This window comes from Pseudomonas sp. B21-035 (assembly GCF_024748945.1).
GTDB lineage: Bacteria > Pseudomonadota > Gammaproteobacteria > Pseudomonadales > Pseudomonadaceae > Aquipseudomonas.
This window is the reverse complement of the sequence record NZ_CP087179.1, coordinates 4,516,423-4,543,390: the sequence shown is the minus strand read 5'-3', so window position 1 is coordinate 4,543,390 and position 26,968 is coordinate 4,516,423. Positions and strand designations below refer to the sequence as shown.

27 protein-coding genes are annotated in these 26,968 nt (G+C 63.4%); 12 read left to right on the top strand and 15 right to left on the bottom strand.

The window, feature by feature from the left end; genetic code table 11:
- Window positions 1–53: 53 nt before the first annotated feature.
- Complete coding sequence (gene metG / locus LOY22_RS20715; RefSeq protein ID WP_045197760.1) at window positions 54–2,093, bottom strand: methionine--tRNA ligase; 2,040 nt, start codon at window positions 2,091–2,093, stop codon at window positions 54–56.
- 156 nt (window positions 2,094–2,249) lie between these two features.
- Between metG and apbC the strand changes: the two genes are divergently transcribed.
- A complete protein-coding gene (gene apbC, locus LOY22_RS20710) occupies window positions 2,250–3,344 on the top strand; it encodes an iron-sulfur cluster carrier protein ApbC (protein ID WP_045197762.1) in 1,095 nt (364 codons plus the stop codon).
- Window positions 3,345–3,474: 130 nt separating this feature from the next.
- On the opposite strand, the gene LOY22_RS20705 is transcribed toward apbC, so the two are convergent.
- Window positions 3,475–3,684, bottom strand: a complete 210-nt coding sequence (locus LOY22_RS20705) for a cold-shock protein (protein ID WP_010221054.1) — start codon at window positions 3,682–3,684, stop codon at window positions 3,475–3,477.
- 351 nt (window positions 3,685–4,035) lie between these two features.
- On the opposite strand from LOY22_RS20705, the gene dcd reads away from it, so the two are divergent.
- Window positions 4,036–4,602 (top strand): dCTP deaminase, encoded by a 567-nt coding sequence (dcd, locus tag LOY22_RS20700; RefSeq protein WP_028943496.1) that lies wholly within the window; start codon window positions 4,036–4,038, stop codon window positions 4,600–4,602.
- A gap of 99 nt (window positions 4,603–4,701) precedes the next feature.
- Window positions 4,702–4,935 carry a hypothetical protein gene (locus tag LOY22_RS20695; protein ID WP_213604360.1) on the top strand — a complete coding sequence of 78 codons (234 nt, stop codon included), beginning with the start codon at window positions 4,702–4,704 and terminating at the stop codon, window positions 4,933–4,935.
- 3 nt (window positions 4,936–4,938) lie between these two features.
- Here LOY22_RS20695 and LOY22_RS20690 read toward each other — a convergent pair whose 3' ends face one another.
- From LOY22_RS20690 to LOY22_RS20640, 11 genes are all read right to left on the bottom strand, one after another.
- On the bottom strand, window positions 4,939–5,703 hold the full coding sequence (locus LOY22_RS20690) for an ABC transporter ATP-binding protein (protein WP_045197766.1): 765 nt from the start codon (window positions 5,701–5,703) through the stop codon (window positions 4,939–4,941).
- Between the two features lie 23 nt (window positions 5,704–5,726).
- Entirely contained in the window at window positions 5,727–6,842 is a 1,116-nt protein-coding gene (locus LOY22_RS20685; RefSeq protein ID WP_093380152.1) for a succinylglutamate desuccinylase/aspartoacylase family protein, read from the bottom strand.
- 7 nt (window positions 6,843–6,849) lie between these two features.
- Window positions 6,850–7,560, bottom strand: a complete 711-nt coding sequence (locus LOY22_RS20680) for an ABC transporter permease (RefSeq protein ID WP_038999132.1) — start codon at window positions 7,558–7,560, stop codon at window positions 6,850–6,852.
- Window positions 7,557–8,285 (bottom strand): ABC transporter permease, encoded by a 729-nt coding sequence (locus LOY22_RS20675; protein WP_258594648.1) that lies wholly within the window; start codon window positions 8,283–8,285, stop codon window positions 7,557–7,559. The genes LOY22_RS20680 and LOY22_RS20675 overlap by 4 nt, the downstream gene beginning before the upstream one ends.
- A gap of 64 nt (window positions 8,286–8,349) precedes the next feature.
- Window positions 8,350–9,132, bottom strand: coding sequence for a transporter substrate-binding domain-containing protein (locus LOY22_RS20670; protein ID WP_093380157.1), 783 nt, complete (start codon window positions 9,130–9,132; stop codon window positions 8,350–8,352).
- 164 nt (window positions 9,133–9,296) lie between these two features.
- Entirely contained in the window at window positions 9,297–11,336 is a 2,040-nt protein-coding gene (locus LOY22_RS20665; RefSeq protein ID WP_213603445.1) for a c-type cytochrome, read from the bottom strand.
- Between the two features lie 194 nt (window positions 11,337–11,530).
- The gene (locus tag LOY22_RS20660) at window positions 11,531–13,972 is read right to left on the bottom strand and encodes a penicillin acylase family protein (protein WP_045197777.1); all 2,442 of its coding nucleotides are present in this window, start codon (window positions 13,970–13,972) and stop codon (window positions 11,531–11,533) included.
- 176 nt (window positions 13,973–14,148) lie between these two features.
- Complete coding sequence (locus LOY22_RS20655; protein WP_010221064.1) at window positions 14,149–14,349, bottom strand: SEC-C metal-binding domain-containing protein; 201 nt, start codon at window positions 14,347–14,349, stop codon at window positions 14,149–14,151.
- 6 nt (window positions 14,350–14,355) lie between these two features.
- A complete protein-coding gene (locus LOY22_RS20650; protein ID WP_258594645.1) occupies window positions 14,356–14,826 on the bottom strand; it encodes an LEA type 2 family protein in 471 nt (156 codons plus the stop codon).
- A gap of 4 nt (window positions 14,827–14,830) precedes the next feature.
- Entirely contained in the window at window positions 14,831–15,307 is a 477-nt protein-coding gene (locus LOY22_RS20645) for a YchJ family protein (RefSeq protein ID WP_093380168.1), read from the bottom strand.
- A 4-nt stretch (window positions 15,308–15,311) separates the two neighbouring features.
- Window positions 15,312–15,806 carry a DUF6231 family protein gene (locus tag LOY22_RS20640; protein ID WP_258594643.1) on the bottom strand — a complete coding sequence of 165 codons (495 nt, stop codon included), beginning with the start codon at window positions 15,804–15,806 and terminating at the stop codon, window positions 15,312–15,314.
- A 160-nt stretch (window positions 15,807–15,966) separates the two neighbouring features.
- Between LOY22_RS20640 and LOY22_RS20635 the strand changes: the two genes are divergently transcribed.
- The 4 genes from LOY22_RS20635 to LOY22_RS20620 all read left to right on the top strand — a co-directional run bounded on the left by LOY22_RS20635 (window position 15,967) and on the right by LOY22_RS20620 (window position 18,605).
- Window positions 15,967–16,659 carry an OmpA family protein gene (locus LOY22_RS20635; protein WP_045197785.1) on the top strand — a complete coding sequence of 231 codons (693 nt, stop codon included), beginning with the start codon at window positions 15,967–15,969 and terminating at the stop codon, window positions 16,657–16,659.
- A 90-nt stretch (window positions 16,660–16,749) separates the two neighbouring features.
- A complete protein-coding gene (locus tag LOY22_RS20630; protein ID WP_093380174.1) occupies window positions 16,750–17,469 on the top strand; it encodes an OmpA family protein in 720 nt (239 codons plus the stop codon).
- A 109-nt stretch (window positions 17,470–17,578) separates the two neighbouring features.
- Window positions 17,579–17,854 carry a DUF1145 domain-containing protein gene (locus LOY22_RS20625; RefSeq protein ID WP_045197789.1) on the top strand — a complete coding sequence of 92 codons (276 nt, stop codon included), beginning with the start codon at window positions 17,579–17,581 and terminating at the stop codon, window positions 17,852–17,854.
- Window positions 17,847–18,605, top strand: a complete 759-nt coding sequence (locus tag LOY22_RS20620; protein ID WP_213603447.1) for a collagen-like protein — start codon at window positions 17,847–17,849, stop codon at window positions 18,603–18,605. Before LOY22_RS20625 ends, LOY22_RS20620 begins: the two co-directional genes overlap by 8 nt.
- 70 nt (window positions 18,606–18,675) lie before the next feature.
- On the opposite strand, the gene LOY22_RS20615 is transcribed toward LOY22_RS20620, so the two are convergent.
- On the bottom strand, window positions 18,676–19,134 hold the full coding sequence (locus LOY22_RS20615; protein ID WP_213603449.1) for a CopD family protein: 459 nt from the start codon (window positions 19,132–19,134) through the stop codon (window positions 18,676–18,678).
- 96 nt (window positions 19,135–19,230) lie between these two features.
- Between LOY22_RS20615 and dinG the strand changes: the two genes are divergently transcribed.
- The 5 genes from dinG (at window position 19,231) to pdxH (ending at window position 26,713) form a co-directional block, all read left to right on the top strand.
- Complete coding sequence (gene dinG / locus LOY22_RS20610) at window positions 19,231–21,375, top strand: ATP-dependent DNA helicase DinG (protein ID WP_045197794.1); 2,145 nt, start codon at window positions 19,231–19,233, stop codon at window positions 21,373–21,375.
- Window positions 21,376–21,455: 80 nt separating this feature from the next.
- The gene (locus LOY22_RS20605) at window positions 21,456–23,714 is read left to right on the top strand and encodes a beta-galactosidase (protein WP_258594639.1); all 2,259 of its coding nucleotides are present in this window, start codon (window positions 21,456–21,458) and stop codon (window positions 23,712–23,714) included.
- 107 nt (window positions 23,715–23,821) lie between these two features.
- Window positions 23,822–24,967: a serine hydrolase domain-containing protein gene (locus LOY22_RS20600; RefSeq protein ID WP_258594637.1), complete on the top strand. Its 1,146-nt coding sequence runs from the start codon at window positions 23,822–23,824 to the stop codon at window positions 24,965–24,967.
- A 99-nt stretch (window positions 24,968–25,066) separates the two neighbouring features.
- Complete coding sequence (locus tag LOY22_RS20595; RefSeq protein ID WP_093380189.1) at window positions 25,067–26,047, top strand: OmpA family protein; 981 nt, start codon at window positions 25,067–25,069, stop codon at window positions 26,045–26,047.
- Between the two features lie 18 nt (window positions 26,048–26,065).
- Window positions 26,066–26,713 carry a pyridoxamine 5'-phosphate oxidase gene (pdxH, locus tag LOY22_RS20590; protein ID WP_045197804.1) on the top strand — a complete coding sequence of 216 codons (648 nt, stop codon included), beginning with the start codon at window positions 26,066–26,068 and terminating at the stop codon, window positions 26,711–26,713.
- On the opposite strand, the gene LOY22_RS20585 is transcribed toward pdxH, so the two are convergent.
- The gene (locus tag LOY22_RS20585; RefSeq protein ID WP_038999159.1) at window positions 26,710–26,946 is read right to left on the bottom strand and encodes a hypothetical protein; all 237 of its coding nucleotides are present in this window, start codon (window positions 26,944–26,946) and stop codon (window positions 26,710–26,712) included. The genes pdxH and LOY22_RS20585 overlap by 4 nt on opposite strands.
- Window positions 26,947–26,968: the final 22 nt, after the last annotated feature.

The following is a 26,968-nucleotide window of genomic DNA, read 5'->3' as shown; positions in this document are numbered from 1 at the left end:
GCAATGACGCGAAGATGAGAACGCCCCGGCCGCAATCGGCCGGGGCGTGAGCCTTACTTGATGCGCTGGCCCGGCTTGGCGCCGCTGTCAGGGCTGAGCAGGTAAATTTCTTCACCGCCGGGGCCTGCGGCCATGACCATGCCTTCGGAGATGCCGAAACGCATTTTGCGCGGCTTGAGGTTGGCGATCATCATGGTCAGGCGACCTTCGAGCTTGGCCGGGTCCGGGTACGCCGACTTGATGCCGGAGAACACGTTGCGTTGCTCGTCACCGATGTCCAGGGTCAGGCGCAGCAGCTTGTCGGCGCCCTCGACGGCTTCGGCCTTGAGGATCAGGGCCACCCGAAGGTCGACCGCGGCGAAGGTGTCGAAGTCGATCTCGGCCGACAGCGGATCCTTGGCCAGTTCGCCATTGCCGGTGACAACGCTGGTCTGGCTGGCGGCCAGGTCTTCCTTGGAAGCGGCGGTCATGGCTTCGACCTTGGCCGGGTCGATGCGGCTCATCAGCGCCTTGAACGGGTTGAGCTGATGGTTGCTCAGGCGGGTCTGGTGATCGGCCCAGGTCAGTGGCGCGACATTGAGGAACGCCTCGGCGTCGGCGGCCAGCACCGGCAGCACCGGCTTGAGGAAGATTACCAGCTGGCGGAACAGGTTAATGCCCTGGGCGCAGATCGCCTGGACTTCGTCCTGCTTGCCTTCCTGCTTGGCCAGCGACCACGGCGCCTTGTCGGCGATCCAGGCGTTGGCGCGGTCGGCCAGGGCCATGATTTCGCGCATGGCACGGGCAAAGTCGCGGCCTTCGTAGGCTTCGGCAATACCCGGGGCGGCAGCGAGGAAGGCCTCGGTCAGTTCCGGTGCGGCGTCGCCGGCCACCATGACGCCGTCGTTACCCTTGTGGATGAAGCCTGCACAGCGGCTGGCGATGTTGACTACCTTGCCAACCAGGTCGGAGTTGACCTTCTGGATGAAGTCTTCAAGGTTCAGGTCGAGGTCGTCGACGCCGCGGCCCAGTTTGGAGGCGTAGTAGTAACGCAGGTATTCCGGCGCCAGGTGATCCAGGTAGGTGCGGGCCTTGATGAAGGTGCCGCGCGACTTGGACATCTTCGAACCGTTGACGGTCAGGTAGCCGTGCACGTTGATGCCGGTCGGCTTGCGGTAGCCGGCGCCTTCGAGCATGGCTGGCCAGAACAGGGCGTGGAAGTTGACGATGTCCTTGCCGATGAAGTGGTACAGCTCGGCTTTCGAATCCTTGTTCCAGAACGCGTCGAAGTCCAGCTCCGGGCGGCGGGCGCACAGGTTCTTGAAGCTGGCCATGTAGCCGATCGGGGCGTCCAGCCAGACGTAGAAATACTTGCCCGGCTCGTCGGGAATCTCGAAGCCGAAGTACGGCGCATCACGGGAGATGTCCCATTCCTGCAGGCCGGCATCCAGCCATTCGGCGATCTTGTTGGCCACCGCGTCCTGCAGGGTACCGCTGCGGGTCCACTGCTGGAGCATGGCCTGGAAGTCCGGCAGCTTGAAGAAGAAGTGTTGCGAATCCTTGAGCACCGGGGTGGCGCCGGAAATCGCCGACTTGGGGTTCTTCAGCTCGGTTGGTGCGTAGGTGGCGCCGCATTTTTCGCAGTTGTCGCCGTACTGGTCTTCAGCCGCGCACTTGGGGCAGGTGCCCTTGATGAAGCGGTCGGCCAGGAACATTTTTTTGTCCGGGTCGAAATACTGGGTGATCGAGCGGGTAGCGATGTGCCCGGCGTCACGCAGCTTGAGGTAGATCTGGCTCGACAGTTCGCGGTTTTCTTCGGCGTGGGTCGAGTGGAAGTTGTCGAAGTCGACCAGAAAGTCGGCGAAATCCCCGCTGTGCTCGGCCTGGACGGCGGCAATCAGTTGCTCGGGGGTGATGCCTTCTTTCTCGGCGCGCAGCATGATGGCCGAGCCGTGGGCGTCGTCAGCGCAGACATAAATGCACTGGTTGCCGCGAAGCTTCTGGAAGCGCACCCACATGTCTGTCTGGATGTACTCGAGCATATGGCCAAGGTGAATGGAACCATTGGCATAGGGCAGGGCGCTGGTGACGAGAATCTGACGTGGCTCGGACATGGGGGCTCGGCTACTTTTTTCGGCTACTTGAGATGAAACGGTGATCGGCCACTATAAAACGCCGGGAAATATATTTCACCCCATGGACGTATCTGAAGAGGGATGACGGGTTAGCATAGTGGTCTGTTTTGCTCAGTCTTTATCACGGGAGTCTCCATGAGTGCCGTCACTCGCGCAGCCGTCGAAGCCGTTCTTCGCCAGTACACCGACCCATACCTGAACCAGGACCCGGTCAGCGCCGGCTGTGTCCAGGCCATTGATATCCAGGGCGATCGCGTCAGCGTGCAGCTGCAACTGGGCTATGCCGCCGGCCTGTTCAAAAATGGCTGGGCGCAGGTGCTGCAAACGGCTGTCGAAGGTCTCGACGGGGTTACCTCGGCGCGGGTCGAAATCAACTGCGTGATCGCCGCACACAAGGCCCAGGCGCAGATCCCGGGCCTGGCCAACGTCAAGAACATCATCGCCGTGGCCTCCGGCAAGGGCGGTGTCGGCAAATCGACCACCGCCGCCAACCTGGCCCTGGCCCTGGCTCGCGAAGGCGCGCGGGTAGGCATTCTCGATGCCGACATCTATGGCCCGAGCCAGGGCGTGATGTTCGGTATCGCCGAAGGCACCCGCCCGCAGATTCGCGAGCAAAAGTGGTTCGTGCCGCTCAAGGCCCACGGTGTCGAGGTCATGTCCATGGCTTTCCTGACCGACGACAACACGCCGATGGTCTGGCGCGGTCCGATGGTCTCCGGGGCCTTGCTGCAACTGGTGACCCAGACCGCCTGGGACGATCTCGACTATCTGGTGATCGACATGCCGCCTGGCACCGGCGACATCCAGCTGACCCTGGCGCAGAAAGTCCCGGTGGCCGGCTCGGTGATCGTTACCACCCCGCAAGACCTGGCGCTGCTTGACGCCAAGAAGGGCGTGGAGATGTTCCGCAAGGTCAATATCCCGGTGCTGGGCGTGGTCGAGAACATGGCCGTGCACATCTGTTCGAACTGCGGCCATGCCGAGCATCTGTTCGGTGAGGGCGGTGGCGAGAAGCTGGCGGCGCAGTACGGTGTCGAACTGCTGGCCTCGTTGCCGCTGTCGATGCTGATCCGCGAACAGGCCGACAGCGGCAAGCCGACGGCGATTGCCGAGCCGGAAAGCCAGATCGCCATGGTCTACCAGGAGCTGGCCCGTCAGGTCGGTGCACGGATCGTGTTGCAGGAAGCGGCGGCGCCGGCGATGCCGAATATCACTATCAGCGAGGACTGAGGTGATTTTCGCGGGGCAAGCCCGCTCCTACCGTAGGAGCGGGCTTGCCCCGCGATGAGGTCAAAATCCAGGGCATAAAAAAAGCCCCACCTGTTAAGGGCGGGGCTTTCTTCAAGCTGTAAAGCGGAAGTTAGATAACTTCTACTTCTTCAGCCTGCATGCCTTTCTGACCGCGGGTAGCGATGAAAGAGACCGCTTGGCCTTCTTTCAGGCTTTTGAAACCGTCAGCTTTGATGGCTTTGAAGTGTACGAACAGGTCGTCACCGGATTGTGGGGTGATGAAGCCGAAGCCTTTTTCATCGTTGAACCACTTAACGGTACCGGTTTGGCGATTGGACATGGTCTGTCTCCTTGGACAAAGTTAACTACGACTCAGGAAACGCCCTGGCCGAGACTGAGTGCAAAGAGGCAGAAAATTCATGAAGATGGGTTGATCGAAATCTTGCATCAGGTAGATATTCTCAGTGACACGTGCAGCACAGTGGCGTCACCTTAACCCTTTTTCCAGAACGTGCCAATGGTCTTGTGACGCTTTCTCATAATTCATGACTGACGGTGCCTCGCGCTCCCGTGCAGGCCCCGTGGTACGGGGATCCGACGGTTGATGCTGCATGGAACTTTGAACCCGGCGCCGGGCCCGGTAAGATGCGCCACAGAATTTTTTCACCACGCAATTTCAGGACACCCCGCCATGAGCATCAAATCGGACAAGTGGATTCGCCGCATGGCGCAGGAACACGGCATGATCGAGCCGTTCGTCGAGCGCCAGGTGCGCGGTGAGAGCGACAACCGGCTGATCTCCTTCGGCGTCTCCAGCTACGGCTACGACGTGCGCTGCGCCGACGAATTCAAGGTGTTCACCAACATCAACTCGGCGACCGTCGATCCGAAAAACTTCGACGCCGGCAGCTTTGTCGACGTCAAGAGCGACGTCTGCATCATCCCGCCGAACTCCTTCGCGCTGGCCCGCACCGTCGAATACTTCCGTATCCCGCGCAACGTGCTGACCATCTGCCTGGGCAAGAGCACCTACGCCCGCTGCGGCATCATCGTCAACGTCACCCCGCTTGAGCCCGAGTGGGAAGGTCACGTGACCCTGGAGTTCTCCAACACCACCACGCTGCCGGCGAAAATCTACGCCAACGAAGGCGTGGCGCAGATGCTCTTCCTCGAATCCGACGAAGAATGCGAAGTGTCCTATAAGGATCGTGGCGGTAAATACCAGGGCCAGCGCGGCGTTACCCTGCCACGCACCTGAGGCGACAAGGCGAGGGAATTCCTTGCCTGCGGCGTACTCCAATGAGTTGAACTGTTCCGCCCGGCAACACGCCAGGCGGACGTCAACCAGGAGCCGCCCATGAAACTCGACCCGACCATCAGTGCCAAGCTGGCCGTGCTGCAGCCCAACAGCGTTGGGATGTTGGCCTGGTCGCTGCTGGCCCATCCGCACCCGCACATCCTCCACGCGGGCGGCGTGCCCGGTCAGCCTGATCCAGACACCCCTGATTCACCGCAACCGGGGGAAAATCCGCCGATGGAGCCGGGTGAGCCCACTCTGCCTGACGAGCCGCCACCGGCCCCCGTCGCCTGACCGCTACTTGAGGTTGCCGCTGAGAAACTGACGCAGGCGTTCGCTTTTTGGATTGCCCAGTACCTCGTCCGGCGGCCCTTGCTCCTCCACCAACCCCTGGTGGAGGAACATCACCTGGCTCGCCACCTTGCGTGCGAAGGCCATTTCGTGGGTCACCATGATCATGGTCCGGCCCTCTTCGGCCAGGCCCTGAATCACCCGCAACACTTCGCCGACCAGCTCCGGGTCCAGCGCCGAGGTCGGCTCGTCGAACAGCATGACTTCCGGCTCCATGGCCAGTGCCCGGGCGATAGCCACCCGTTGCTGCTGGCCGCCGGAGAGAAATGCCGGGTATTGATCGGCCACCCGCGGTGCCAGGCCGACTTTGTCCAGGTAGCGCCGGGCGCGCTCCTCGGCCTCGTGCTTGCTCACGCCCAGCACCCGTCGCGGCGCCATGGCGATGTTGTCCAGCACGCTCAGGTGGCTCCACAGGTTGAAGTGCTGGAACACCATGGCCAGGCGCGTGCGCAGGCGCTGCAGCTCGTCCGGATCGGTGACGTGCAGGCCATGATGGTCCTGGGTCATGTGCACCGGCTTGCCATCGAGGGTCATGCTGCCTTCGTTGGGTTGCTCGAGGAAGTTGATGCAGCGCAGGAAGGTACTCTTGCCCGAGCCGCTGGCGCCGATCAGGCAGATCACGTCGCCGGTCCTGGCCTTGAGCGATACGCCCTTGAGCACATGGTGCTCGCCGTAGCGTTTGTGCAGGTCTTCGATGGTCAGTTTGTACATGCGCAGGCTCTAAAGGTAAGGGGTCAAGGCGACAGCAGGTAGCCGCTGCGGTAGGCCTGGTTGCCTGCCACATGGGCGATGACCATGCCGGCGGTGGCCATGCGCCGCAGCGAGCGGGCATAGAGCAGGCCGGGCTGGCTGTTGCGCACCGGGGTGACCCGGTCGCTGAGCGGGTCGATAACTTCGGCGATCAGTTGGTCGGCCTGCAGGTACTGGCCCGGCTTGGCGTGGAACACCAACAGGCCGCCCAGCGGCGTTGCCACCGGTTCCACCCCGGCCAGCGGCGTTGCCGGGTAGCTGAGGGCGGGCAAGGTGGCAGGTTCGCCTTCAATGGCGCCGTAACGGGTCAGGTACTCGAGAATCGCCGTGCAGTCCTGTTCCGCCAACGGATGGCTGACATCGCCCTGGCCACGCAATTCGACGGTCACCGAAAAGCTGCCCTGGGGGATCGGGAACTGCTTGGCGAAGCGCTGCTGCAATTGCCACCAGACCAAGGTGAAACATTCATCGAAGGACTGCCCGCCCGAGTCGGTGGCCAGCAGGCTGGCCTGGGCGCCCAGGTAGCGCGACAGCGGTTCGACCTGCGGCCAGGCTTCGGGCGTGGTGTACAGGTGCGCCACGGCTTCGAAGTCGCAATGCAGGTCGAGCACCATCTCGGCGTCGCAGGCCAGGCGCTGCAGGGTCAGGCGCTGGGATTGCAGCGGGGTGTGGGCAGCATGGGCATCCAGGGCGCGGCGCAGGCTTTCGCGGATCAGGGCAATGTTGTGCTGCGGGTCCTGGGTCAGGTGATCGGCAATCTGGTCGCCGATCTGGTCGCTCAAGTCAACGAAATGGCGGTTGAAGTTCTCGCCGCTTTGCAGCTCGTAACGGCCCAGCGGCACATCCATCAGTACCTGTTCCAGGCCTACCGGGTTGGCGATCGGCACCAGCACGATTTCGCGGCGCAGCAGGCCCTGGGCCTCAAGTTCGGTCAGGCGTTGCTTGAGGTGCCAGGCCACCAGCATGCCGGGCAGTTCATCGGCATGCAGCGAGGCCTGGATGTAGATTTTGCCGGCGCCGCGGGGGCCGAAGTGAAAGCTGTGGATCTGGCGGGCAATGCCGGGAACCGGTGCCAGAATGTCATGAGTCGAGTGATGCATATCAGTCCTAGTGTGTCGGTCCTAGAAAAGCCAGCCAGCGACGTTCGGCGATGCGAAACAGCCCTACCAGGGCGAAGGTCACGCACAGGTAGATCAGCGCGGCGATGCCGAACGACTGAAAGGTCAGAAATGTGGCCGAGTTGGCGTCGCGGGCGACCTTGAGGATGTCCGGCACGGTGGCGGTGAAGGCCACCGTGGTGGAGTGCAGCATCAGGATCACTTCGTTGCTGTAGTAGGGCAGCGAGCGGCGCAGCGCCGACGGCATGATGATATAAGCATAAAGTTTCCAGCCGCGCAGGCCATAGGCCTTGGCGGCCTCGACTTCACCATGGTTCATGCTGCGGATCGCCCCGGCGAAAATCTCCGTGGTGTAGGCGCAGGTGTTGAGGGCAAAGGCGAGGATGGTGCAGTTCATCGCATCGCGAAAAAAGCTGTCGAGCAGCGGCTGCGCGCGCACCGCTTCCAGGCTGTAGATCCCGGTGTAGCAGATCAGCAACTGGATATACAGCGGCGTGCCGCGGAACAGGTAGGTATAGAACTGCACGGGCCAGCGAACCCAGAAACGCGGCGAAACCCGCGCAATCGACAACGGGATCGAAACCACGAAGCCAATCGCCAGGGCTGCGGTGAGCAACCACAGGGTCATGGCCAGGCCGGTGATGTGGGTGCCGTCGGTGTAGAGGAAGGCGCGCCAGTATTCCTGCAAGAGCTCGATCATCGGATGGCCTCCCGGGTGCCGACGTTATAGCGCCGTTCCAGCCAGCGCAGGGCGACGTTGGAGGCGCTGGTGATCAACAGGTAGATGAACGCCGCGACCACCAGGAAGTAGAACAACTGGTAGCTGCTCTTGCCGGCGTCCTGGGCGGCCTTGACCAGGTCGGCCAGGCCGATGATCGACACCAGAGCAGTGGCCTTGAGCATCACCATCCAGTTGTTGCCGATGCCGGGCAGGGCGAAGCGCATCATTTGCGGAAAGACCACGAAGCGAAAGCGTTGCAGGCGCTTGAGGCCGTAAGCAGTGGCCGCTTCGACCTGGCCGCGCGGCACGGCGAGAATTGCGCCGCGAAAGGTTTCGGTGAAATAGGCGCCGTAGATGAAGCCCAGGGTGATGACCCCGGCGGCGAACGGGTCGATCTCGATGTATTCCCACTCCATGGCGTCGGTGAGGCTGGTCAGCCAGGTTTGCAGGCTGTAGAAAATCAGCAGCATCAGCACCAGGTCAGGCACGCCGCGAATCAGCGTGGTGTAGGCCTGGGCGATCAGGCGTAGCGGGCGCAGCGGCGAGAGCTTGGCACTGGCGCCGAGCAGGCCCAGGCCAACGCTGACCAGCAGCGACATGAAGGACAGTTTGAGGGTCATCCAGGTGCCCAGCAGCAGCAAGGGGCCGAAGCCCTTCAAGCTGAATGCCGAGAGCCCCAGGAACTGCAGCAGGTCTTCGAACATGAAGCGAACCTATGCCAGTGGACGCGATCATGCGGGAACCGGCGTTTGCCGGTTCCCGCAGTGGTTATTTGCCGCTGTAGAGGTTCAGGTCACCGAAGTGCTTTTTCTGGATCGTGGCGTAGGTGCCGTCGTCGTGTAACGCTTTGATACCTTTGTCCAGGAGTGCCTTGAGCTCAGTGTTACCTTTTTTGATACCGACTGCGGTCTTGGACGGCAGCAATTCGCTGTCGACCGGCTCACTGACTTCATAGTCGGCGCCTTGTGGCGACTTGAGAAAGCCCAGTTCGGCCTGGAGCATGTCCTGGATCGAGGCATCCAGGCGTCCGGAGGTCAGGTCGGAATAGACCTGGTCCTGGTTCTGGTAGGCCTGGGTCTTGACCCCGGCCTTGTCCAGCACGGCCTTGGCGTAGGCTTCCTGGATGGTGCCTTGCTCGTAGCCGACAGTCTTGCCCTTGAGCGAGGCCGGGTCGGCGGTCAGGCCTGCACCTTTTTTGAACACCAGGGCGGTAGGGCCGGAAAACAGCTCGCTGGAGAAATCGATGACTTTTTCCCGGGCCGGGGTAACGGTCATCGACGAGATCACACCGTCGAACTTGTTGGCCTTGAGCCCCGGAATCATGCCGTCAAAGTCACTTTCCACCCACTTGCACTTGACCTTGAGCTCAGCACAGATGGCATTGCCCAGGTCGATGTCGAAGCCCACCAGGGAACCGTTGGCGGCTTTCGATTCGAACGGTGCATAAGACGGATCGACGCCGAAGCGCAGCTCCTTGTATTCCTTGGCCAGGGTGTTCCCCGCAGCCAGACACAACGCGAGTGCGGAAAGCGTCAGCCATGCTTTTTTCATTGTGTGTCCTTGGATTCGCAAAGTGTTGGGGTGGCAAAGGGCCGTTACCGGTCGATGCCAGACAACACAGTGATAGCAAGTTTCACACCATATTCCAGGCCAGCCCCACATTCAGTGGGAACTGGCCTTGCCTGCGAGGGGCCGCAGCGCGGCCCCGAACAGCCTCAGTATCGCGCATCCACCGGCTTGCCGCCGTTGGGCCAGTCCTTGACCTTGTCCGGGAAGTCCGGCCGTGGCTGTTGCGAGAACCAGGCCGCGACGTCCACTGCCTCCTGGTCACTCAAGCCGCCCTGGCCCAGGGGGAATTTCTCGTGAAAGCCGATCGGCATGTTGCGTTTGACGAACGCTGCGGCGGTATAGGTGCGGGCCATGCCGGCGCCGATGTTGAATGACTGATCGCCCCACAGCGGCGGGTACACCAGGCTGCCGTCTTCTCGGGCCAGGCCCTCGCCATTGCTGCCATGGCACACCGCGCACTGCTCGGCATACACCTGCTTGCCGTTGTCCAGGTCTGGCTTGATCGCCGTGTCGATCTTGCCGACCCCGCGCCCGGCCACCTTGTCGCCCGGCTGGGTGTTCATCTTCATCCAGTCGAAATAGGCCACCATCGCCTGCATGTCCGCCGATTGCGGTGGTATCGGCTTGCCGTTCATCGAACGCCGGAAGCAGCCGTTGATGCGCTCTTCAAGGGTGACTTCCTTGCCCGCCCGCGGAGCGTAGCTGGGGAAGAACGCCGAGACGCCGACAAACGGCGAGCCGTCGGCCACGGTGCCGGCGTTGAGGTGACAGCTGGTGCAGTTCAGCGCGTTGCCGACGTTGTCCGGCAACAGCTCGCGGGTTTGCAGGTGCAAGCGCATGCCGCGGATCACCTGCTCGGCGTTGGCTGCGGCGAGCAGGTTGGCCAGGCGCGGGGTTTCAAAGGCGCTGGAGTCGGTGGTCTGCGGGTTGAGCTGGTCACGCAGGGTTTTCACCTGCTTGGCAGTGATCGGCGAGCTGTTGTTGCCCCAGCGACCGCGCACGAAGGTGAGGATCTCGGCGATCTCTTGATCGGCCAGGCGGGCGAAGCCGGGCATGGTGTAGACCCGCGAATGGGTGGCGGTTTGCGCGGTTTCCCAGCCGGTGAGGGTGATGTGCAGCAGCGAGGTCGGGTTGGTCGAGGCGATGCTCGGGTTGCCGGCCAGTGGCGGGAACAGGCCCGGGACCCCACGCCCGTCCGGGCGGTGGCAATCGCTGCAGAACTGGGTGTAGCCCAGGCCGCCGCGGCTGCTGAACAGGTCATCCGGGGCGACGGCTGCGGCCAGCGGGATATCCGGCATCGGCAGGTCATCCTTGCCCGGCGGCAGCGATTTCAGGTAGCTGGCGATGGCCACCAGGTCGCCGTCGCTGAAGTGCTGGGTACTGTGATGAATGACGTCGGCCATGTTGCCCGACACCGTGGCGAAGCGGTTCTGCCCGGTCTTGAGCAATTGCACGGTGTCTTGCACGGTCCACAGGTTGCGCAGGCTCAGGGCCTGCCAGTGCTCTACGGTTTCACCGGCGAGGAAGTGCTTGCCGCTGCGGCCGGCGTCGCTCATGGCCTTTTCCTGGAAGGCGATGCCGCGTGGGGTATGGCAGGCACCACAATGGCCCAGGCCCTGCACCAGGTAGGCGCCCCGATTGAGCACTTCGTCCTTGGCGGGATCGGGCTCGAAGGGCTCGCTGTCGACGAAGGCGAAGTTCCACAGCGACAGGCCCCAGCGCATGTTGAACGGCCAGCTCATGTCCGCTTCCTGGTTGGACTGGCTGATCGGCGTCACGCCCTGCATCAGGTAGGCGTACAGGGCGCGCATGTCCGCTTCGCTCATTTTCGCGTAGGACGGGTAGGGCATTGCCGGGTACAGGTTGGTGCCGTCCGGGGTCACGCCTTCGCGCATGGCCTTGTCGAACTGCTCGAAGCTGTAGCGGCCGATGCCAGTGTCCGGGTCGGGGGTGATGTTGCTTGAGTAGATGGTGCCCATCGGCGTTTTCAGCTGCAGGCCACCGGCCATTTCCGGTGCTTGCGGTGCGGTGTGGCAAGCAATGCAGTCGCCGAGCTGGGCGATGTATTTGCCTCGGGCAAGCAGTTCGCTGTCGGCCGCCGCTGCCGGGGGCGGTTCGCTGGCGAATACGGAGAACGAGAACACGGTCGTGGCCACCAGGGCCAGACGGGAGAAGGCAGATGCCATTGCATTATTCCTTTAGTCACCTGGCCTGGGGTGGTCCCCTGGGCGCAGGGCTGCAATCGTTTTTATGGTTCATCAGGCAGAGGCAGGTAACGAAACCTGCCTCAGTTTCGTTGTAAGGGATTTGTCGGCGGGGGCTGTTGATATGGATCAGCGCAGCCGGCATTGCACCGGCTGCGCGTGCGGATTGCGCGGTTTTACCTGCCCGGTACCAGGGTCAGGCGCTTGTTGCCGTAGGCGCGGTCGAAGTTTTGTGGTTGCAGCGGCAGGCTCATGTAGCGGCCCTTGAACCAGGCATCCAGGCCATCGGCAAAGTGCGGGCTGGCCGGGTTGCCGGACTGGCCGCTACTGCTTTGCAGTTGCAGCGGTTCAATCTGGCCGAAGTCCACCACCATGCGCAGCGACGGTGCCAGTTGTGCGTTGAAGTCCTTGCCCCAGGCGTAGGGCGCAAGGTTCAGGGTGCTGTGGTCGCCGCCCGTGGCCAGCGGGCCGCGACTGACCGCGTCACCCAGGCCATGAAAAGTCGGCGCCGGCCAGCGGTACTGGTGCAGTTTGCCCCATTGCCAGGCGCGCTGATTATTGCCCAGTTGCGCTTCGCCGGCAGTGATTGCTGCTGCCAGGCTGCGGGCGAGAATGGCCGGCTTGTCTTCTTTTTGCGCGGTGTTCTGATCGTCCCAGAACGGGCTGTCTTCGCGGCCGAGCAAGTGGTCGGCCTGGGCCGAGTACGACAGCCGGGCGTTACCGACAAAAGCCTGCCAGCTCGGGCTGGATTCAGGGCCGAGCTCGTCGAGGAAGGTCAGCTTGGCGCTTTCCTGCAGGAACAGTTGGTACAGGGCGGCATCTGCCGAGGTGGTGCTCAGTCGGCCGTCGAAGGCCATCAACCGGGTGTAGGCTTCGCGTGCCTTGGTCCGTTGCTCGGCAGGCAGGGCGTCGATTGCCTGCTTCAGCGGTTGGGCCATGCCGGGGGCTTGGAACATTTTCTTCAGCTTGTCGGCAAACAGCGTGGTCTGGTCGCTTTGCATCAGCATCAGGCTGCGGCTGTCGTGCTTGCCGTTGCCGGCCAGTTGCGCCAGGCGCTCGGCACGCTCGGGGTAGTACCAGCTGTTGGACAGCTGCATGCCATAGCCTTTGGGCACGCTGCGCTGGTTGGCATTGCCGATCCAGCCTTGGGGCGGGTCCTGGTCGTAGGGGTGGAGCATCGGGTCGGCGTAGCCGTCCCAGTCGTAGCGACCGTCCCAGCCCGGCGACGGCAGCAGGCCCTGGCCCTCGCGGCGGTTGGGGAAGCGCCCGCTGACCTGCCAGCCGATATTGCTGGCGTCGGCAAATACGAAGTTCAGCGCCGCAGCGCCAATCTCGCGGGTGTTGTCGAAGGCGCGCTCGACATTCTGCGCCCGCGACAGGTTGAAGAACGCATCCAGGCTCTGGTCGCCCTTGAGCTCGGGCATGCGCAGGGCCAGGCCCAGGCTGGCGTTCTGCGGCTGGCCGAGCAGGGTGCCGTGGCGGGTGTCGTACAGGGTTTCACGCAGCGGGCGCTGGCCCTTGATGAAGAAGGTTTCGTTGCGGGCCTGGGCTGGCAGCCATTTACCGTCGGCCTGGTACATCAGGCGGCTGCCTTCCTTGCGCAGTTTTTCCAGGAACAGGTCCTGGTTGTCGGCCATCACCGCGCTGGCGCTCCAGGCCAGCTTGCCGTTGTAGCCTGAAAGCACCAGCGGCAGGCCGGCGATGGATACGCCAGCGGCCTGGTACTTGGGCGAACGGATCTGCACCGGGCTCATCGCCCAGGCACCAAGGGTATCGCTGGCCATCAGGCTCTTGCCGCTGCGGCTGCGCTGCGGGGCAATCGCCCAGTTGCTCGAGCCGGCGCTGCCGAGCAGGTTGAGTGCGGCCAGTTGCTCGCTGACTGCGGTCAACGGTGCCAGGCCCGCGAGCTGGGTGTTCAGGTTCAGGCCTTTGAGCTTGTCGGTTTCGCTCAGCGCCAGCGGTTCGTCAGGGTAGCTTGGCAGCAGCCAGGCCAGTTTGTCGGTACCGACTTTTTGCGCCAGGCCCAGGGCTGCGAGTTCTTCCTGCAGGTTGACCGACTGGCTGAAGTTGTACAGGCAGAAGATCAGCGCCGAGTCCTCGGGCTTCCAGTATTCCGGACGGTAGCCGCTTTGCGCCAATGGTGCCGGCAGCTTGTCGCGGTAGCGGAACATATAAGCGTTGACGCCACGGGCATACACCTCGAAGAAACGCTTGAGGCGTGGCGAGGCATCGGCATACAGCTGGTTGGCGCTGGCCTTGAGGTTGGCCGCGCGCATCAGGCGGTCGACTTCCAGCACGTCGGCACCGGCCATTTCCGCCAGCCGGCCTTGAGCCAGCAGGCGCATGCCAACCATCTGCCCGATGCGGTCACCGGCGTGGATATAGCCCAGGGCGAACAGCGCGTCGTGGAAGTTGTTCGATTCGATCAGCGGCATGCCCAGGGCGTTGCGGCGCACCGACACATTCTGTGCCAGGCCTTTGAGCGGTTGCACGCCCGTGGCAGGCAGCACGCTGTCGCGCTGGCCGGCCATCTGGCAGCCACCCAGGCTGAGCAGCCCGAGCATCGCAGCGGCTACGCCGAACCGGGGGGTAAAAGGGGGAAGGGCTGGCGCGGCCATGATCAGGCTCCTGCAGGGCGTGGCGGTAAAAGGCGCTACGTTAGTGAGCGCGATCACACCATGCAAGCGGGGCGCAGCCTTTATTTTCACCAGCTGACGAGGCGTCGGGCCGGCAGGGGAGCTAGCGGTCGCGCCGGCGTACTGCGCAAGCGCCGACCACTAGCAAAAGGCCGCGATCAGGCGCCGTGGCACTTCTTGAACTTCTTGCTGCTGCCGCATGGGCACGGATCGTTGCGGCCGACGTCCTTCAGGGCGTTGCGCACCGGCTCCTGGTGGCCGTGGTTGCAGTGCGGGCCGTGTACATGGCCATGGTCATGGTCGTGATGATCATGATCGTGGTTGCAGTCAGGGCCATGGACATGGGGTTGCTGGGTCATCTTGGGTTACTCCGGAATAAGATCGCCGGGAATTATCTCACCACTGCGCGACAAGTGCAGGTCGCGGGCGAAGAATAATCCGCTGCTCATCTCACCTTCCAGGCGATAGCGCAGTGGGCCTTCGCTGCCTTTGAGCAGTTTGGCCAGGGGTTTGACCTGCTGCCAGAGGTTGGTGCGCACCGGGATCTTGAAGATGCGCCGCGCGTGCGGGCCGACACTGCGCCACAGGCTGGCCTCGCCTTCGGTCAACGGCAGGTCGTTGATCAGCACCTTGTAGCCCAGGTAACGGATGAACAGGCGGCTGTCGTTGGGGTTGTCGACCTGGACATGCAGTACGAATTCCTGCTGCAGCAGGCGCATCTTCAGCGGTTCAACCTTGAGCAGATGCACCTGTGGGTCCTGGTAGTCGCTGTCCAGCCAGCTGGCGCAGCCCGCCAGTTGCAGGAGCAGAGCGCTGATCAGCAGCAGGCGGGCCATCAGCTCAGCTACCCAGGTAACTGGAGCAGCACTTCTTGAACTTCTGCCCGCTTTCGCATGGGCAGGGATCGTTGCGCGTGACCTTGAGGCCGACGGTCGGGTCAATGAAGTACCAGCGGCCGTGGTTCTGCACAAAGGCCGAGCGTTCGCGATGGCAATGCTCGCCATCGCTGTCGTGCCAGCGAGCGGTAAAGGTGACAAAGGCATGTTCGGGCTTGCCGCCGAACACCTCGGCGCCTTCGACTTCAAGGCCCAGCCAGGTGCTCTGCTGGCTCCAGTTGCGGATCGCCTCGCGGTCGAGCCCGGCTTGCTGCGCTGGCAGGGTGGTGGTCACCAGATAGTCGACCAGCCCCAGCACGTAGGCGCTGTAGCGCGAACGCATCAGGGTCTGCGCGTCGGGGGCGGGGAGCCCAGCGTGATAATGCCCGCAGCAGGTATCGAGCAGATCGCCGCTACCGCAAGGACAAACCGAGACACTCATTGCTTCACCACCAGTACTTGCCAAAATTTTCCGGGTTGGCCCAGAACTTGGCGTTGAGCCAGTCCGGGACCTGTTTGTATTCACGTAGATCATAGGTGAACAGGTTCAAAACCTGCGCATCGCGCTGGAATTTTTCACTGGCTTGCAGGGCCAGGGCGAAGAAGTCGGTTTCTTGCCAATCGCAGGCGCTCAGGTCGGCCAGCACCGCCACGCGGCTAGCATTGAGGTTGCGGATGCCGCCGAGCAATTGCAGGCCATCGCGTTTGCTCAGGTGCTCGAGGCAATCGACCAGCAGCGCCAGGTCGAAGCGTTGCGCCGCAAGCTCGGCCGGCAGCTCGCCAGGGCTGGCCACGGCGATTTGCGCCTGCGGGTGCGCCTGGGCGAAAGCCTCCAGAGCCGGAAAGCGCTCACCTATCAATAGCAGGCGTTGTGGCGCATAGCGATCAAGCAGGGCGGCCAGGGCCTGTTGCGGGGTGCGCTGGGAAAAACCGTCCATCATCGGGAATCCTCGGTCAGATGGGGCAAGACTAACGGTCTGGCGCCACTTGGCATAGTGCCGCGGCGCCGCATCATGGCCTATTGCTGGCGGATATCAATGAGGCGGTCTTTACTCCCAGAGCATCGGTTTTGCACCGATTCCCCCTAGGAGATGCAACAAAATGAGCATAGTACGCACAGCATTACCTCTGGTTCTGCTAACCAGCGTGTTGACTGGTTGTGCAGGTTTGCAAAAAACCGACTGGCCGAAGTGTGCTGCCGTCGGGGGCGTAGGCGGCGCAGCCCTGGGCGCTATCGAGAGCTCCAGCTGGGCAGGCTGGGGCGCGCTGCTTGGCGCGGGCATGGCCGCCGGTTACTGCTGGGCCCACGGCGATGGCGACGAAGACGGCGATGGCGTGCCGGACAGCCGCGACAAGTGCCCGGGCACGCCACGTGGCGTGCAGGTCGATGCCAACGGATGCCCGCCGGAGCCTGTCGCCGTGGTCGAAGAAGTCGCCGTGGTCAAGGAAGAGGTCATTGTCATTCGCGATGTTCACTTCGAGTTCGATTCGGCCAAGCTGACCGCAACCGACAAGGAGCGCCTCAATACCATTGCCACGCGCCTGAAAAACGAAGCGGCGAGCGCGCGCTTGAGTGTCACTGGCCACACCGACAGCAAAGGCTCCGATGCCTATAACCAGAAACTCTCGGAGCGCCGCGCGCATTCGGTCACCGAATACCTGATCGAGAGCGGCGTGCCACGTGCCAGCTTCGTCTCGGTGCGCGGTGCCGGTGAGACCCAGCCGGTTGCCGACAACGCCACTGCCGATGGCCGGGCGCAGAACCGTCGTACGGAAATTCGCATCGAGCGCTGAAGCGCCAGCGGCCTGCGGCTTGAGAAGTACCGCAGGCCGGTCTTTACTCCTGTGTGACCGGTAGAGGCCGGTGACACAGGAGCAATTCTCATGAGTGTTCTCTTCAAGGCCACACTGCCGGTCCTTCTGGCCGCAAGCCTGCTCTCCGGTTGTGCGACCCACAGCGATGGCAGCGCCCCACTCAATCAAAGGACCTGGCCTATCTGCAGCCTGCTTGGCGGTCTGGTCGGTGGCGGTCTGGGTGCCATCGAAAGTTCCGCCTGGGCAGCCGGTGCCGGTGCTGCCGGCGCGATTGCCGGCGGCCTGATCTGTTATGCCCAGGACGGTGACGAGGATGAAGACGGCGTGTTCGACCGTCGCGACCTCTGCCCCGACACGCCGGCCAACACCCCGGTCAGCCATACCGGTTGCCCGCTGCCGCAATACCCAGCGAGCCAGAAAGCGCCGGAGCCTGCACCGACCTCGGAAGTGATTACCCTCAGCGACCAGGGCGCGGTGATGTTCGCCTTTGACTCGGCGCAGTTGACCAGCGCGGCCCAACAGCAGTTGCAGGCGCTGACCAGCAAGCTCAATGGCGCCAATGTAACCAGCGTCAAAGTCGTCGGCCATACCGACAGCCAGGGCTCGGACGCCTACAACCAGGCGCTGTCCGAACGGCGAGCCAGCAGTGTTGCCGAGTACCTGATCAGCCAGGGCCTGTCGCCCGCCAAGGTCACCAGCCAGGGCCAGGGTGAAAGCCAGCCGGTTGCCGATAACGACACTGATGCCGGGCGGGCGCAGAACCGCAGGGTGGAACTGCACCTTAATTGATCGGGCCACTGACACAAGGACTGGCACAAGGAGCGTGTCAGCCGTTACTGTTGCAGGCGATGCCAGCACCCCTGGCATCGCCACCGAAAAATAACAACGGGGGGCGCCTATGCAAGGGTTACTGGGGCTGGCCAAGGCCCTGACCGTGGTGTTCTGGTGGGTGGTACTGGTCAATTTGCTGATACCGCTGGAGCACCCCTTCCACCTGCTGATCAATGCCGCCGGTGCCGCCCTGCTTGGCCTGCACTTGCTGGAAGTATTGATGTTCAATGGTTGCCTGCGTGAGCGCAGCCATCGTTGGTTCGATCGCTTGCAGATCCTGCTGGTCGGTATTTTTCATGTTCTTTCAATTCCGGCACCCCGCAAGGAAGCTGCTAATGCGTAAATTGATCATTCTGGCTGCATTGTTCAGCCCTCTGGCCCTGGCCGACGCCATCAGCGTGGCGGCCCATTCGGTGCTGCGCCTGCCAAACAAGGCCAGCGTCGTGCATTTGCAGCGCCTGGAGGTTGCTGATTCCGCCACCCTGGTGCTGCCCGCCAGCCTGGTCGATCTCAGGATCGATGAGTTGCACCTGGGCCAGGAGGCGCGAATTGCCATCGTGCCGGCCGAAACCACCCTGCAGCTTGAAGTGCAACGGGCCAGCTTCGGCGAGGGCAGCCAGATCGTTGCCCATGGTGCCCCGGGCACTTACGAAAAAGCGGCAAAGGCCGGGCGCAACCTGGAATTGCAACTGCATGAGCTCAAAGCCTCGACCCTGGCCATTGATGCCCGTGGCGGCGCCGGTGCGCCGGGTTATGTCGGCCTTGATGGCGCCAATGGCAAGCCGGGGGGCTGCACCTGGGGCCAGGCCAGCCGCGGCGCCAATGGCGACAACGGTGGCAATGGCCATGACGGCGCGCCGGGTGGCCGGGTGCGGCTGGCGTTGCCGGCAGGTTTTCCTGCTGAGCGCATCGTGGTCCAGCTTGATGGCGGTGCGCCAGGCGTGGCGGGTGCAGCCGGCAAGCCGGGGGCCGGTGGCGCAAGCAAGGGCTGCCTGGTGTACAGCACTGCGGGTGGTGCGGCAGGCAAACCTGGGGCTGCGGGTCAGCCGGGAGCGGCGGGTGCAGTTGGAGAGTTGATCTTGCAGCGCCTGTAAAAGCACGCGCCGGCCCCTGTTGGAGCCGGCTTTGCCGGCGACGGGCTGCAAAGCAGCCCCTTGACCTGGTTCACCACAGCACCCCACCCGACAACACCACCGCAATCCCCAGCACCAGGTTAAGCCCGACCATCCGCCGAATCCTCGCCATCACCGCCGCACCCGCCGGCCAGTCCTCAGCCTGCACCGCCTGGCGCAGTTCCGGGTACAGCAACGACTGGACACGAAAGAACACGGCAAACATCGCAATTGCACCGCCGATCATCACCTGGACATGCCGTGGCGTGGTCTCGAAGCTGGCAAAACGGGTGTTGACCATTAACATGCCGCTGATCGCCAGCACCGCGATTGCGATCCATACCCAGCCAAAAAAACGCTGAAACACTTCTACCCACAGGCGTAGGCGAGCGGGGCCTTCCAGGGCTGCAACCGCCGCCGGGCGCAGGATCAGCCAGGCAAAGAACATCCCCCCGACCCACACCAGGGCGGCCAGAACATGCAGGCTGTAAGACAGGGCAAAGACGGGCATGGGGATCTCCATTCGGCGCAAAGGGCAATAGCGGGGTATGATAGCGACCCAATCGAAACACTGAAAATTTATCCAGCCCTTCGGGCGCCCGACACCATGATCAGCAACGAACTCAAAACCACGATTCAGGGCGCCTATTCGCGTTTTCTCGAAGCCAAGAGCCTCAAGCCGCGCTACGGCCAGCGTCTGATGATTGCCGAAGTGGCCAAGGTGCTCGGCGATATCGACTGTGACGACGAAGGCCGGCGCGTCGGTGAACCAGCGGTGGTCGCGGTCGAGGCCGGCACCGGTACTGGCAAGACAGTGGCCTACAGCCTGGCCTCGATTCCGGCGGCCAAGGCGGCCGGCAAGCGCCTGGTGATCGCCACCGCCACGGTTGCCCTGCAGGAGCAGATCGTCTTCAAGGACCTGCCCGACCTGATGCGCAACAGCGGCCTCAATTTCAGCTTCGCCCTGGCCAAGGGCCGTGGCCGCTACTTGTGCCTGTCGAAACTCGACGTGCTGCTGCAGGAAGGCCAGGCGCAATCGGCCACTGCCCAGCTGTTCGAGGAAGAAGGCTTCCGGATCGAGGTCGACGAGGCCAGCCAGAAGCTCTTTACCAGCATGATCGAAAAGCTCGCCGGCAACCGCTGGGATGGCGATCGTGACAGCTGGCCCCAGGCTCTGGAAGACCAGGACTGGGCGCGCCTGACCACCGACCACAGCCAGTGCACCGGGCGCCATTGCCCGAACTTCGGCCAGTGCACCTTCTACAAGGCCCGCGAAGGCATGGGCAAGGTCGATGTAATCGTCACCAACCACGACATGGTTCTCGCCGACCTGGCCCTGGGCGGCGGCGCCGTGCTGCCGGACCCGCGCGACACCATCTATGTATTCGACGAAGGCCACCACCTGCCCGACAAGGCCATCGGCCATTTCGCCCATTACACCCGTTTGCGCTCGACTGCCGACTGGCTCGAGCAAACCGCCAAGAACCTGACCAAGCTGCTGGCCCAGCATCCGCTGCCGGGCGACCTGGGCAAATTTATCGAGCAGGTGCCGGAGCTGGCCCGTGAGATCAAGGCCCAGCAGCAGTTCATGTTCAGCGCCTGCGAGCAGGTTGCCGATTTCCGCCCGGGCGAAGACATGGAAGGCCGTGAGCGGCCTCGTCATCGTTTCGAAGGCGGCGTGGTGCCTGAGCACATGCGCGAGATGGGCATCGAGCTGAAAAAGGGCTTTTCGCGCCTCAGCGACCTGTTCACCCGCCTGACCGAGCTGCTCAAGGAAGGCATGGATGGCGAGGTCAATATCGGCATCGCCAGCCATCAGGCCGAGGAGTGGTACCCGCTGTTCGGCAGCCTGCTGATGCGCGCCCAGGGCAACTGGGAGTTGTGGACCGCCTTCACCGCCGAAGACCCGGAAGACAGCCCGCCCATGGCCCGCTGGCTGACCCTGGCCGAAAGCGGCGCGTTGTTCGATATCGAGGTCAATGCCAGCCCGATCCTTGCCGCCGAAATGCTTCGGCGCAACCTGTGGAACGTCGCCCACGGCGCCCTGGTGACCTCGGCGACTCTGACGGCACTGGGCAAGTTCGATCGTTTTCGCATGCGTGCCGGGCTGCCCAAGACCGCCGTTACCAGTGTTGTGCCGAGCCCCTTCCACCACGTTGACGCCGGCGTGCTGCGGGTGCCAGACCTGCGTGCCGACCCGCGCGATGCCGCCGCCCACACCGCGGCGATCATCCGCGACCTGCCGGAGCTGGTGGAAGGCTCGCGCGGTTCGCTGGTGCTGTTTTCCTCGCGCAAGCAGATGCAGGACGTGTTCGATGGCCTGGACCGCGACTGGCGCAAGCAGGTGTTCATCCAGGGCAACCTGTCCAAGCAGGAAACCCTCAACAAGCACAAGGCGCGGGTCGATGGCGGTGATTCCAGCGTGCTGTTCGGCCTCGCCAGCTTCGCCGAAGGCGTCGACCTGCCGGGCGCATATTGCGAGCACGTGGTGATCGCCAAGATTCCTTTCGCCGTGCCGGATGACCCGGTCGAAGCCGCCCTGGCCGAATGGATCGAGGCCCGTGGTGGCAACCCGTTCATGGAAATTGCCGTGCCGGACGCCTCGTTGCGGCTGATCCAGGCCTGCGGGCGGCTGCTGCGCACCGAAGAGGACCGCGGCACCATCACCCTGCTTGACCGGCGGGTGGTCACCCAGCGCTACGGCAAGGCTATTCTCAATGCGTTGCCACCGTTTCGCCGGGAAATTTCCTGAAAACCCGGAGCGCAATGCTCCGGGCGTTGTCTATCACTCAGTTCAAGGCCCCATGGGCCCTCAAGGAGAGCTCCAGCCCTATGATTCGCCGTACCTTGCCTGCCGTATTCGCACTGTTGTTCAGCACGCCGTTGCTGGCTGGGCAACAGACGCTGTTCAGCTTCGTTCGCCCGGCCGCCGTGGTCAATGTGCTGACCGAAGATGCCAGCCTGCCGCAGTACAATGCAGAGCAGACGGCCGAGGGCGAGGTGCTGCGCCGCGTGGTGTTCAACCCGGTGGCGCAGCCCAAGCTGCGCCTGACTCCGCAGGCCGGGGCCTGGGACTGGTCCAGCGCCACGGCCCTGACCTTGCGTCTGCAAAGCGCCATGGACTGGGCGCTGACCGTCGATGTCACGGTGCTAAGCAGCGACGGCAAGACCCTCACCAGCCGCATCGACCTGCCGGCGGGCCCGGCGCAAACCGTCTATGTACCGCTCAAGGCCAGTTCGCCGCTGAGCCAGGGCATGCGCGCCGGGCCGCCGATGCCTTGGGTGCACGAGGGCCAGCGGGTACTGCTGACCAGCAGCGCTGGCGAGGTCGATCTCAAGCAGGTGGTGTCGGTGACCTTGTCGATGAACAAGCCCAACGTCGCCCAGAGCATCCTCATCGAGCGCGTCGGCACCCAGGATGACGAGCAACTGCAAAAGGCCGTGTACACCGGCCTGATCGACGGCTATGGCCAGTCGACCCGCGGTCGCTGGCCGGAAAAGATCGTCAGCGATGACCAGCTCAAGGCCGCCGCCGGCCGCGAACAGCTGCAGCTCAAAGGCTGGCTGGGCGAACGCAGCAAGCTCAAGCTCGACAAGTTCGGTGGCATCAGCGAAGGCCCGGCGTTCGAGGCCAAGGGCTTCTTTCGCACCGAGAAACGCGAAGGTCGCTGGTACCTGGTGACCCCCGAAGGCCATCCGTTCTATTCCCTGGGCGTCAACACCGTGGCAGCCGACGGTGGCCGCACCTATGTGGCAGGGCGCGAGAGCATGTTCAGCGCACTGCCGCAAGCAGGTGAGGCGCTGGCGCAGTTCTACGGTGAAGGCAACAACAACGACGGCAATGGCTCGGCCCGTGGTCGCAACTTCAACCAGGGGCGCTGGTTCGACTTCTATGCCGCCAACATCGAGCGCAGCCACTCCACCCCATGCACGCCGGTGGCGGCCAGTGACAAAGGCGCGGCGGTGGACTGTCCACCCGCCAGCTTCGACAAGCAGCGCTGGCAGGGCCACACCCTCGACCGCCTGCAAGCCTGGGGCTTCAATACCCTGGGCAACTGGAGCGAGCCGACGCTTGGCCAGGCCAATCGCATGCCGTACACCTTGCCGCTGTCGATCGTTGGTGACTACACCAGCATCAGCACCGGCATGGACTGGTGGGGCGGCATGCCTGACCCGTTCGACCCGCGCTTTGCCATGGCCACCGAGCGTGCGGTGGCGATTGCCGCCCGCGATCACCGCGACGACCCCTGGCTGATCGGCTACTTTGCCGACAACGAGCTGGCCTGGGCCGCCCCCGGTGACGATCCCAAGGCCCGCTACGCCCTGGCCTACGGCACCTTGCGCCTGACCACCGATGTACCGGCCAAGCGTGCCTTCCTCAAGCAGTTGCGCGACAAGTACCGCAACCAGGCCGGCCTGTCCAAGGCCTGGGGCATCGATCTGCCCGCTTGGGAGCTGATGGAAGACCCAGGGTTCGAACCGCCGCTGCCAAGCCCTGAGCACCCGGAAATCGAGGCCGACTTCAAATACTTCCAGAAGGTCTTCGCCGAAACCTATTTCAAGACCATTTCCGACTCGCTGAAGTGGCATGCGCCCAATCATCTGTTGCTTGGCGGCCGTTATGCCGTGAGCACCCCGGAAGCAGTCGGCGCCTGTGCCGAGTACTGCGACGTCATCAGCTTCAATTTCTACACGCCCAAACCGCAGGACGGCTACGACTTCAACCAGCTCAAGGCGCTGGACAAGCCGGTGCTGGTCTCCGAGTTCCAGTTCGGTTCCCGCGACCGTGGCCCGTTCTGGCCGGGGCCGATGGAGGTGGCCAAGGAAGAGGGCAGGGCGCCGGCCTATGCCAGCTTCATCAAGGCCGCGCTGGATGAACCGTCAATCGTCGGTGTGCACTGGTTCCAGTACCTCGACCAACCTGCCAGCGGGCGCCTGCTCGATGGCGAGAACGGCCATTTCGGCCTGGTCGGCATTACCGATGTACCGTTCCAGGGCTTTGTCGACGGCGTGCGCAGGAGCAATCTGCAAACCCAGGAACAGTTCGGTAAAACCCTGGTGACCCCGGAAAAAGCGCCGAAGACTCCCTGACACCTGCTGCCGGGCATGCACCGCCCGGCTTCTGTCTGTTCCCAAATCGTGCGCAGGCTGAAACAATGCACAGCCATTTGATAAGCCGGTTTCGCGGGAGTTGCTGGGTGCAGATTCAGGGTCATTACGAGCTTAAGTTTGAAGCGGTACGTGAAGCCTTTGCGGCGCTGTTCGACGATCCTCAGGAGCGTGGCGCGGCGCTGTGCATCCAGGTTGGCGGCGAAACCGTCATCGACCTCTGGGCCGGCAGCGCCGATAAAGACGGCGCCGAGGCCTGGCACAGCGATACCATTGCCAACCTGTTCTCCTGCACCAAGATGTTCACCGCCGTAACCGCCCTGCAGCTGGTCGGCGAAGGCAAGCTGGCCCTGGATGCGCCGGTGGCGCGGTACTGGCCGGAGTTCGCCCAGGCCGACAAGCAATCGATCACCTTGCGGCAACTGCTCAGCCATCGCGCCGGTGTGCCGGCCCTGCGTGAGCTGATGCCGGCCGAAGCCCTCTACGACTGGCACGCCATGGTCCAGGCACTGGCTGGCGAATCACCGTGGTGGACCCCGGGTACGGCCCACGGCTATGCGGCCATTACCTTTGGCTGGTTGATCGGCGAACTGATTCGCCGTGCCGATGGCCGCGAGCCAGGCGAATCGATCGTTGCCCGCACGGCCAGGCCGCTGGGCCTGGACTTTCATATCGGCCTTGGCGAAGAAGACTTCCCCCGCGTTGCGCATATCGCCCGCAGCAAAGGCAACATGGGCGACGAGGCGGCCCAGCGCCTGCTCCAGGTCACCCTGCGCGAGCCGCAAGCCCTGTCGACCCGGGCCTTTACCAACCCGCCGGGGATGCTTACCAGCGTCAACAAACCCGAGTGGCGGCGCATGCAGCAACCGGCGGCCAACGGCCACGGCAACGCCCGCAGCCTCGCCGGTTTCTACGCAGGCCTGCTCGATGGCAGTTTGCTGGAGTCGGAGCTGCTCGATGAGCTGACCCGCGAGCACAGCCTTGGCCAGGATCGGACCTTGTTGACCTCGACCCGTTTCGGTCTTGGCTGCATGCTTGACCAGCCGAGCGTCGCCAACGCGACCTTTGGTCTGGGCGCGCGCGCCTTCGGTCACCCGGGGGCGGGCGGTTCGGTGGGCTTTGCCGATCCGGAACACGATGTTTCCTTTGGTTTTGTTACCAATACCCTGGGCCCTTACGTGCTTATGGACCCTCGGGCGCAGAAGCTGGTGCGGGTATTGGCCAGCTGCCTTTGATCGGTTAACCCCCATGGGGCCTGAACCCTTTGGCTATTCTGAATTCCAAAGCCCTGCATTGCTGGGCCAAATTTCTTTCATTTTCATGGTGTATCGCTGATGTCTTCGCATAAATCCTTAGCTCTCGCCCTGTGCCTGGCCGTGACCGGCTGCGCGCAGCATCCTCAGAAAGATGGCGCCGCAGATGCCGGCTTCAACTGGTGGCCGTTTGGCTCGGACCAGGTCGTCGACAAGGAAGTTAAGGAAGTGGTCACCGAAAAAGTCGCCAAGGCCGACGCCAAGTCGGAAAGCGCCAGCCGCTGGTGGTGGCCGTTTGGTGACGACGCCAAGGGCAAGACCGCTGCCGTACCGAAAATCGACCACAAGGCCACCCAGGCCTGGCTCGACAGCTACGAGCCAAAGCTGCGCGAAGCGATCAAGGACAGCAAGTTCGAAGTCGAGCGCCGTGAAGACGTATTGGTCGTGACCGTGCCGGTCGACAGCTCCTACAACCCGGATCGCCCAGCGATGCTGCTGCCGGTCACCCTCGGCCCGATCACTCGCGTAGCCAAAGCCGTCGAGGCCGACAAGCAGACTGCCGTGCTGGTCCTGGGGCATGCCGACACCAGCGGTGTTGCCGCCACCAACACCAAACTCAGCCAGGAGCGCGCCGGTTCCGTGGCGGCGATCTTCCGCCTCAGCGGCCTGGAGCGTGATCGCCTGATGCTGCGCGGCATGGGCTCGCAAATGCCGCGTGCAGCCAACGACAGCGTTGAAGGCCGCGCCTTGAATCGTCGCGTTGAACTGGTACTGACCCCGCAGAACACCATGGTTGCCCTGCTGGCCAAGTACAAGCAGCCAACCCCGAGCCCGGCCGAACTGGTTGCCGTACAGGATGCCAAGGCTCCGGCCAAGGCTGCAGCGAAACCGGCTGCCAAGCCTGCAGCCAAGGCGCCAGCGAAAAAGGCCACTGTGGCCAAGAAAGCCGCGCCGGCCAAGGCCGCTGCCAAGAAGCCTGCCGCCAAGCCTGCGGCGAAGAAGGCGGCGGCACCGGTGGCGAAAAAAGTCGCCGCCAACACCAGCCCTGCGAAGACTAACTGATCGTCAAGGAACGCAGTAATGACCCAGTCCCTGGCCGATATGCGCCGCGATTACACCCGCGATGGCCTGACCGAAGCCCAGGCTCCGGCGCAGCCGTTCGCGTTGTTTCGTCAATGGTTCGATGATGCCCTGAACACCGAGCAGCCACCGGTGGAAGCCAACGCCATGACCCTGGCGACGGTGGATAGCGAAGGCCGCCCGCATTGCCGGATCGTCCTGCTCAAGGGCCTGGACGAGGAGGGTTTTACCTTCTTCACCAACTACGACAGCGCCAAGGGCCAGCAGCTGCTGGCCAACCCGTTCGCGGCCATGACCTTCTTCTGGCCGGCGCTGGAGCGTCAGGTGCGTATTGAGGGCCGGGTGGTCAAGGTCAGCCCGCAAGAATCGGACGAGTATTACCAGGTGCGCCCGCTGGGCAGCCGCCTGGGCGCCTGGGCCTCACCGCAGAGCCGGGTGATCGCCAACCGCGCCGAGCTCGAGGGCCTGGTCAAGGCCACCGAACAGCGCTTTAGCGACAACCAGCCACACTGCCCGGAGCACTGGGGTGGCTACCGCCTGCTACCCGAGCGCATAGAGTTCTGGCAGGGCCGCGCCAGCCGCCTGCACGACCGCCTCAACTATCGCTTGCAGCAAGGTAACTGGCTGCGTGAGCGCCTCGCGCCTTAATCGGCCTGGTAACCGGCGGCCTCGCGCTCCAGCCAGGCCGCCAGTTCACTGCGTTTGACCTTTTGCGCCTTGGCGCTGTCAAGACGTTGTAGCATGAAGGCTTTCTTGCCTTCGTCCTGGCCTGCCAGCGACAAGGCCAGGTCACGGTCCATCCAGCGCTTGATGCGAACGTAGATCCACCAGTGGAAGTACAGGCCTGCCACGGTGGTTATGACGACGATGAAGTAATCCATGTCTATCCTTGCGCTAGAAGTT

Bases quoted from the DNA above. Each gene is read 5' to 3' on its own strand.
- LOY22_RS20595 (WP_093380189.1), top strand. From the start codon at position 25,067: ATGTCTTCGCATAAATCCTTAGCTCTCGCCCTGTGCCTGGCCGTGACC.
- LOY22_RS20645 (WP_093380168.1), bottom strand. From the start codon at position 15,307: ATGAGTGTCTCGGTTTGTCCTTGCGGTAGCGGCGATCTGCTCGATACC.
- LOY22_RS20660 (WP_045197777.1), bottom strand. From the start codon at position 13,972: ATGGCCGCGCCAGCCCTTCCCCCTTTTACCCCCCGGTTCGGCGTAGCC.
- LOY22_RS20675 (WP_258594648.1), bottom strand. From the start codon at position 8,285: ATGTTCGAAGACCTGCTGCAGTTCCTGGGGCTCTCGGCATTCAGCTTG.
- apbC (WP_045197762.1), top strand. From the start codon at position 2,250: ATGAGTGCCGTCACTCGCGCAGCCGTCGAAGCCGTTCTTCGCCAGTAC.
- LOY22_RS20630 (WP_093380174.1), top strand. From the start codon at position 16,750: ATGAGTGTTCTCTTCAAGGCCACACTGCCGGTCCTTCTGGCCGCAAGC.
- LOY22_RS20690 (WP_045197766.1), bottom strand. From the start codon at position 5,703: ATGTACAAACTGACCATCGAAGACCTGCACAAACGCTACGGCGAGCAC.
- LOY22_RS20620 (WP_213603447.1), top strand. From the start codon at position 17,847: ATGCGTAAATTGATCATTCTGGCTGCATTGTTCAGCCCTCTGGCCCTG.
- LOY22_RS20670 (WP_093380157.1), bottom strand. From the start codon at position 9,132: ATGAAAAAAGCATGGCTGACGCTTTCCGCACTCGCGTTGTGTCTGGCT.
- LOY22_RS20705 (WP_010221054.1), bottom strand. From the start codon at position 3,684: ATGTCCAATCGCCAAACCGGTACCGTTAAGTGGTTCAACGATGAAAAA.
- LOY22_RS20680 (WP_038999132.1), bottom strand. From the start codon at position 7,560: ATGATCGAGCTCTTGCAGGAATACTGGCGCGCCTTCCTCTACACCGAC.
- dinG (WP_045197794.1), top strand. From the start codon at position 19,231: ATGATCAGCAACGAACTCAAAACCACGATTCAGGGCGCCTATTCGCGT.
- LOY22_RS20655 (WP_010221064.1), bottom strand. From the start codon at position 14,349: ATGACCCAGCAACCCCATGTCCATGGCCCTGACTGCAACCACGATCAT.
- dcd (WP_028943496.1), top strand. From the start codon at position 4,036: ATGAGCATCAAATCGGACAAGTGGATTCGCCGCATGGCGCAGGAACAC.
- LOY22_RS20685 (WP_093380152.1), bottom strand. From the start codon at position 6,842: ATGCATCACTCGACTCATGACATTCTGGCACCGGTTCCCGGCATTGCC.
- LOY22_RS20650 (WP_258594645.1), bottom strand. From the start codon at position 14,826: ATGGCCCGCCTGCTGCTGATCAGCGCTCTGCTCCTGCAACTGGCGGGC.
- LOY22_RS20605 (WP_258594639.1), top strand. From the start codon at position 21,456: ATGATTCGCCGTACCTTGCCTGCCGTATTCGCACTGTTGTTCAGCACG.
- LOY22_RS20625 (WP_045197789.1), top strand. From the start codon at position 17,579: ATGCAAGGGTTACTGGGGCTGGCCAAGGCCCTGACCGTGGTGTTCTGG.
- LOY22_RS20695 (WP_213604360.1), top strand. From the start codon at position 4,702: ATGAAACTCGACCCGACCATCAGTGCCAAGCTGGCCGTGCTGCAGCCC.
- LOY22_RS20665 (WP_213603445.1), bottom strand. From the start codon at position 11,336: ATGGCATCTGCCTTCTCCCGTCTGGCCCTGGTGGCCACGACCGTGTTC.
- pdxH (WP_045197804.1), top strand. From the start codon at position 26,066: ATGACCCAGTCCCTGGCCGATATGCGCCGCGATTACACCCGCGATGGC.
- LOY22_RS20635 (WP_045197785.1), top strand. From the start codon at position 15,967: ATGAGCATAGTACGCACAGCATTACCTCTGGTTCTGCTAACCAGCGTG.
- LOY22_RS20640 (WP_258594643.1), bottom strand. From the start codon at position 15,806: ATGATGGACGGTTTTTCCCAGCGCACCCCGCAACAGGCCCTGGCCGCC.
- metG (WP_045197760.1), bottom strand. From the start codon at position 2,093: ATGTCCGAGCCACGTCAGATTCTCGTCACCAGCGCCCTGCCCTATGCC.
- LOY22_RS20615 (WP_213603449.1), bottom strand. From the start codon at position 19,134: ATGCCCGTCTTTGCCCTGTCTTACAGCCTGCATGTTCTGGCCGCCCTG.
- LOY22_RS20585 (WP_038999159.1), bottom strand. From the start codon at position 26,946: ATGGATTACTTCATCGTCGTCATAACCACCGTGGCAGGCCTGTACTTC.